The organism is Candidatus Obscuribacterales bacterium, assembly GCA_036703605.1.
Taxonomy (GTDB): Bacteria; Cyanobacteriota; Cyanobacteriia; order RECH01; family RECH01; genus RECH01.
Genome location: DATNRH010000003.1, coordinates 1 through 4,596, shown reverse-complemented (window position 1 = coordinate 4,596; position 4,596 = coordinate 1). Strand labels below are relative to the sequence as shown.

Here is a 4,596-nt window from a genome sequence, read left to right as displayed (position 1 = left end):
CACAGCCCGATTCATAGGCCGCCACCTCGGTGACCTGGGCACCTTGCTCGGTAAATGCCCGCACCAGCACATCTCGCCCGCCGCTTTCTACCCGAGGGAAGAGAATCTTCAACTGGGCGCGCTCCTCTGGGAAATGGTCGATGAGCGAGTCGGCGACGTAGTTGGGAGGAATAAAGTCTGGCTGAATGCCGTGCTGCTGCAAACATTGGGCCGTTTTTTGTCCGACCACCGCTAGTTTGAGCGTGGCGGGGAGGCGATCGCGCCCATGATGGGCCAGACGGTCGAACATGCCATTCACGCCATTCACCGAGGTCAAGATCAACCAGTTGAACTGATCTAGGAGAGCGATCGCCTCATCCAACGGCTGCCAGCTAGAGGGCGGACGAATTTCCAGGGTCGGCATTTCCAGCACCGTAGCTCCATGGCGCTGCAGATGCTGGGTAAAGACGCTAGACTGTCCCGCTGCCCGCGTCACCAGAACGGTTTTACCGGATAGGGCTAGGGAGGACGACGTAGGCAGAAAACTTGACTCCGAACTGTTCACCGTTCACCAACTCACGACAGACTACTCTCACAAATACACCCTTGAGGGATTGGAAACAACGGTTGATCTCCCCTCTTACGCTCCTGAATCCTGCCCGATATCGCGCTGCAAAAAGGGGCGCAACCCCACCACTGCTCCGATGACAACCACCGCTGGGGATAGAGCTTGGCGACTGGTTTGCTGCAGGATCGTTTGTAGGGTGCCTGTCCAAACCTGCTGCTGGGGTTGGCCTGCCCAGCGGATAATGGCGATCGGGGTCTGGGGCGATCGCCCTTGGTGCTGCAAGCGGTTGATAATCTCGGCTAAGTTGCGCGTGGCCATGAGGAGCACTAGGGTTTCCATCTGTGCCAAGGCAGACCAGTTGAGGGCATCGACATCGTGGGCTGTGGCCACGGCAAAGCTCCGACTCAACACCGGATCGGTGAGGGGAATGCCCGCCAGCAACGGAGCTGTCAGGGCGGTGGAGAGTCCTGGAACCACTTCAAACTCACAGCCCGCCGCCTGCAGCGCTTGAATTTCTGCCATACAGCGCCCAAAGATAAACGGGTCACCACTCTTGAGCCGCACCACCTGCTGATGCTGGCCATGCTGCACTAGAAGTTGATTAATCTCAGCCTGGGGCGTACTGGGCTGCCCGCCGCGCTTACCCACGGCAATGAGCTGGCAGTCGGCGGGCACGAGATCCAGCAGCCGCTCATCCACCAAGGCGTCGTATACCAGCACTTGAGCGATCGCTAAGATCTCCCGTGCCTGCATCGTGAGGTAGGACACATCCCCCGGCCCCGCGCCCACGAGATACACCCTACCTGGCTGTTGTTCCATGGCCGTTATCTCTGATGTCTCCTGATGTAAGGTCTCCTGATGGTCTGAGCGCGCATAAACTCTGATGACGTGACGTAGGGTGCCGTTAGGCGAAGCCGTAACGCACCGCCTGGTGTAAAAACCGTGGCTTAGATTGCTGTAGGCATGGTCATAACGTAAACCGTGGTGCAAAAACCGTGGTTTAGGAGGATGGGGGCTAGCCGTAACCCATGTCTTGTCAAGCTTTGATGCGTTACGGCTTCGCCTCGCGCATCCTACCCATCAAGAGGTTTTCCTGCTGACCTGGTCAGCGAACCCGTTAGAATTCAAACAGCCTCAACATGTGCCAACGCCAACCATGACTTTTCGTGACGAATTTGAACTGCTCCTGCGAGCCCGCTATCCCCTAATTTACATCCCAACGGTGGAGGAAGAACGGGTTGAGCAAGCGATCGCTGACTGTGCTAAGCAGCAGGGCAATCGCAGCATCTACACCTGGGATTTTGTCGATGGCTACCAGGGCAATCCCAATGATACGGGCTTTGGGCGGCGCAATCCCCTCCAGGCGCTAGAGCTGATTGAAAAGCTACCGGCTTCGGCCCCAGCCATTTTTATTCTGCGGGACTTCCATCGCTTTTTGGATGATGTGTCTATTTCCCGTAAACTGCGGAACCTGATGCGGCTGCTCAAGTCTCAGCCCAAGAATTTGGTGATTGTCGCGCCTCAGATTACTATCCCCGATGACCTGCGTGATGCCTTTACGGTGCTGGAATTTTCGTTACCCAATGCCGAGGAAATTTCGGAGGAAATCCAGCGGCTGATGCTGGGGCTGGGGCAACGGCTCAGCGATACGGTGCTTGATGACCTGGTGCGGGCTAGCCAGGGGCTGTCCCTCGAACGCATTCGTCGGGTCTTGGCTAGGGCGATCGCGTCCCATGGGCAACTGCTGCCTGAGGATGTGGATTTGGTGCTGGAAGAAAAGCGCCAGACCATTCGCCAAACCCAAATCCTCGACTTTTACCCCGCCCAAGAAGAGATGTCCGACATTGGCGGACTGGATAACCTCAAAGACTGGCTGCTGCGGCGCGGCAATGCTTTCTCAGACAAGGCTCGTCAGTATGGCCTGCCCTATCCTCGCGGGTTGCTGCTGGTGGGCATTCAGGGCACCGGGAAATCTCTCACCGCCAAAGCGATCGCCCACCACTGGCACCTACCCCTGCTGCGGCTGGACGTGGGACGGCTGTTTGCAGGTTTGGTGGGAGAATCGGAGTCTCGCACCCGGCAGATGGTGCAGCTAGCCGAGGCCCTGGCTCCCTGCGTCCTGTGGATTGATGAAATTGACAAGGCCTTTACCGGGCTAGACGGCCGCAGCGATGGCGGTACCACCAGCCGCGTCTTTGGCACATTTATCACCTGGATGGCCGAGAAGCGATCGCCCGTCTTCGTCGTTGCCACCGCCAATAATATCCAGGCCTTGCCGCCAGAACTGCTGCGCCGGGGTCGCTTTGATGAAATCTTCTTTGTGGGGCTGCCCACCCAGGAGGAGCGTAACGCAATCTTTACGGTTCACCTGTCTCGCTTGCGATCGCATACCCTTAAAACCTACGATCTCGATCGCCTCGCCTACGAAACCCCCGACTTTTCCGGTGCAGAAATCGAGCAGATCCTGATCGAAGCGATGCACATTGGCTTCAGCCAAAACCGCGACTTCACCACCGATGACATTCTCGAAGCCGCCAGCCAAATCGTGCCCCTAGCCCGCACCGCCCAAGAGCAAATCCAGGCTCTACAAGACTGGGCCGCTGCTGGCAAAGCCCGTCTGGCTTCCCGAGGTGGGCTGGGCCCTCGCATCTCACCCTAGTTGTTTTTCTGCGGACTGACGCTATGCGCCTGCTTGGACTGATTAAATTTTTACTGGGCTTTTTCTTGGCGATCGCTCTACTATTCGTGGCCGGAGTTGGAGCGACCCGATATTTGATTACCAAACTAACAGCCGTACCGGAGCGTCCTGTCTTTGCCAACGATAGCGAAGCAAGCGACCCAGCCCCCGAAGCCGAATCTCCCCCGGAGGTCTTTGCGGATGTGCCGGAGGAGCCCGATCCGTCCGCCACTGCCGAGGACGAAGAGCCGGATGAATCCGATGAGGAAGATGAGGAAGGCTACACAGCGATCGTCACCCAGCCCATTGGCTTAATCCTACGCGAAGACCCCGACCAAGAATCTCGCCGCATCACCGGATTAGCCTACAACACCGAAGTAGAAATTCTGGGTGAAAGTGATACCCAAGAATGGCTACGCGTGCGGCTGCCGGGTAGTGGTATCGAAGGCTGGGTGCGCGCTGGCAATACCACCCCGGTCAACTAACTCCGTCCTGCCGATGAGGGGCATGGTCGTAACGTTCTACCTGAACCATCGTGGGTTGTCATTGGTGTTCTACGCTGCAATTCCTCGTTAAGTTCCCTCCGCTTACTAAAGCTTTCCTTACAGGTCGTCAATGCGATGAAAAAGGATCGCTACTATGCCTATGGGACTCCCTGTTAGGAGCAGACTATTATGACGACGCTTAGGCAACTGACGCCCACAACTGACCCCGCCTACGATATCCTCCGTGCCGATCGCCAACCGCTCAACGCCATCTTCAACCCCCAAACGGTGGCGGTGATTGGCGCAACCGATCGTGAAGGTAGTGTAGGCCGCACGATTCTTTGGAACTTAATTCGCACGCCCTTTGGAGGAACGGTTCTCCCCGTCAATCCCAAACGCAGTAATGTGCTGGGCATCAAGGCCTACCCAGATATTGCCTCCATCCCAGATGCTGTCGATCTGGCCATTATTGTTACCCCCGCGCCCACCGTACCTGGATTAATTCGAGACTGTGCCCAGGCAGGCGTTAAAGGCGTGATTGTCATTTCCGCAGGCTTCAAGGAAGCTGGCGCGCCTGGCCTGGTGTTAGAAGAAGAGATTCGCCAGCAACTGAAGACGAGCCAGATGCGGCTGATTGGGCCAAACTGCCTGGGGATTATGAACCCGCGCACAGGGCTGAACGCCACCTTTGCCAACGCTATGGCCCGCCCTGGCAACGTGGGCTTTATTAGCCAAAGTGGCGCTCTTTGCACCGCCGTGCTGGACTGGAGCTTTCCCGAAAATGTGGGCTTCAGTGCGTTTATCTCCGTCGGCTCCATGCTGGATGTGGATTGGGGCGACCTGATCTACTACCTCGGTGATGATCCCCACACCCACAGCATCGTCAT

Annotated in this window: 5 protein-coding genes; 3 read left to right on the top strand and 2 right to left on the bottom strand. The window is 57.2% G+C overall.

The features are described from left to right. Together V6D20_00115 and cobA are read right to left on the bottom strand one after the other, a co-directional pair. Window positions 1-544: uroporphyrinogen-III synthase (locus V6D20_00115; GenBank protein HEY9814201.1), on the bottom strand; the 544-nt coding region annotated here is incomplete at its 3' end. Window positions 545-619: 75 nt separating this feature from the next. Beyond that, window positions 620-1,366 carry a uroporphyrinogen-III C-methyltransferase gene (gene cobA / locus V6D20_00110; GenBank protein HEY9814200.1) on the bottom strand — a complete coding sequence of 249 codons (747 nt, stop codon included), beginning with the start codon at window positions 1,364-1,366 and terminating at the stop codon, window positions 620-622. Between the two features lie 337 nt (window positions 1,367-1,703). Between cobA and V6D20_00105 the strand changes: the two genes are divergently transcribed. The 3 genes from V6D20_00105 to V6D20_00095 form a co-directional block, all read left to right on the top strand. Then, complete coding sequence (locus V6D20_00105; protein HEY9814199.1) at window positions 1,704-3,206, top strand: AAA family ATPase; 1,503 nt, start codon at window positions 1,704-1,706, stop codon at window positions 3,204-3,206. A gap of 23 nt (window positions 3,207-3,229) precedes the next feature. Then, on the top strand, window positions 3,230-3,709 hold the full coding sequence (locus V6D20_00100) for an SH3 domain-containing protein (protein ID HEY9814198.1): 480 nt from the start codon (window positions 3,230-3,232) through the stop codon (window positions 3,707-3,709). A gap of 189 nt (window positions 3,710-3,898) precedes the next feature. Then, on the top strand, window positions 3,899-4,596 hold a 698-nt coding region (locus V6D20_00095; protein HEY9814197.1), incomplete at its 3' end, for a CoA-binding protein.

What these genes read in the sequence shown, in the direction of transcription:
- cobA (HEY9814200.1), bottom strand. Translation starts at nt 1,366, where the DNA reads ATGGAACAACAGCCAGGTAGGGTGTATCTCGTGGGCGCGGGGCCGGGG.
- V6D20_00105 (HEY9814199.1), top strand. Translation starts at nt 1,704, where the DNA reads ATGACTTTTCGTGACGAATTTGAACTGCTCCTGCGAGCCCGCTATCCC.
- V6D20_00100 (HEY9814198.1), top strand. Translation starts at nt 3,230, where the DNA reads ATGCGCCTGCTTGGACTGATTAAATTTTTACTGGGCTTTTTCTTGGCG.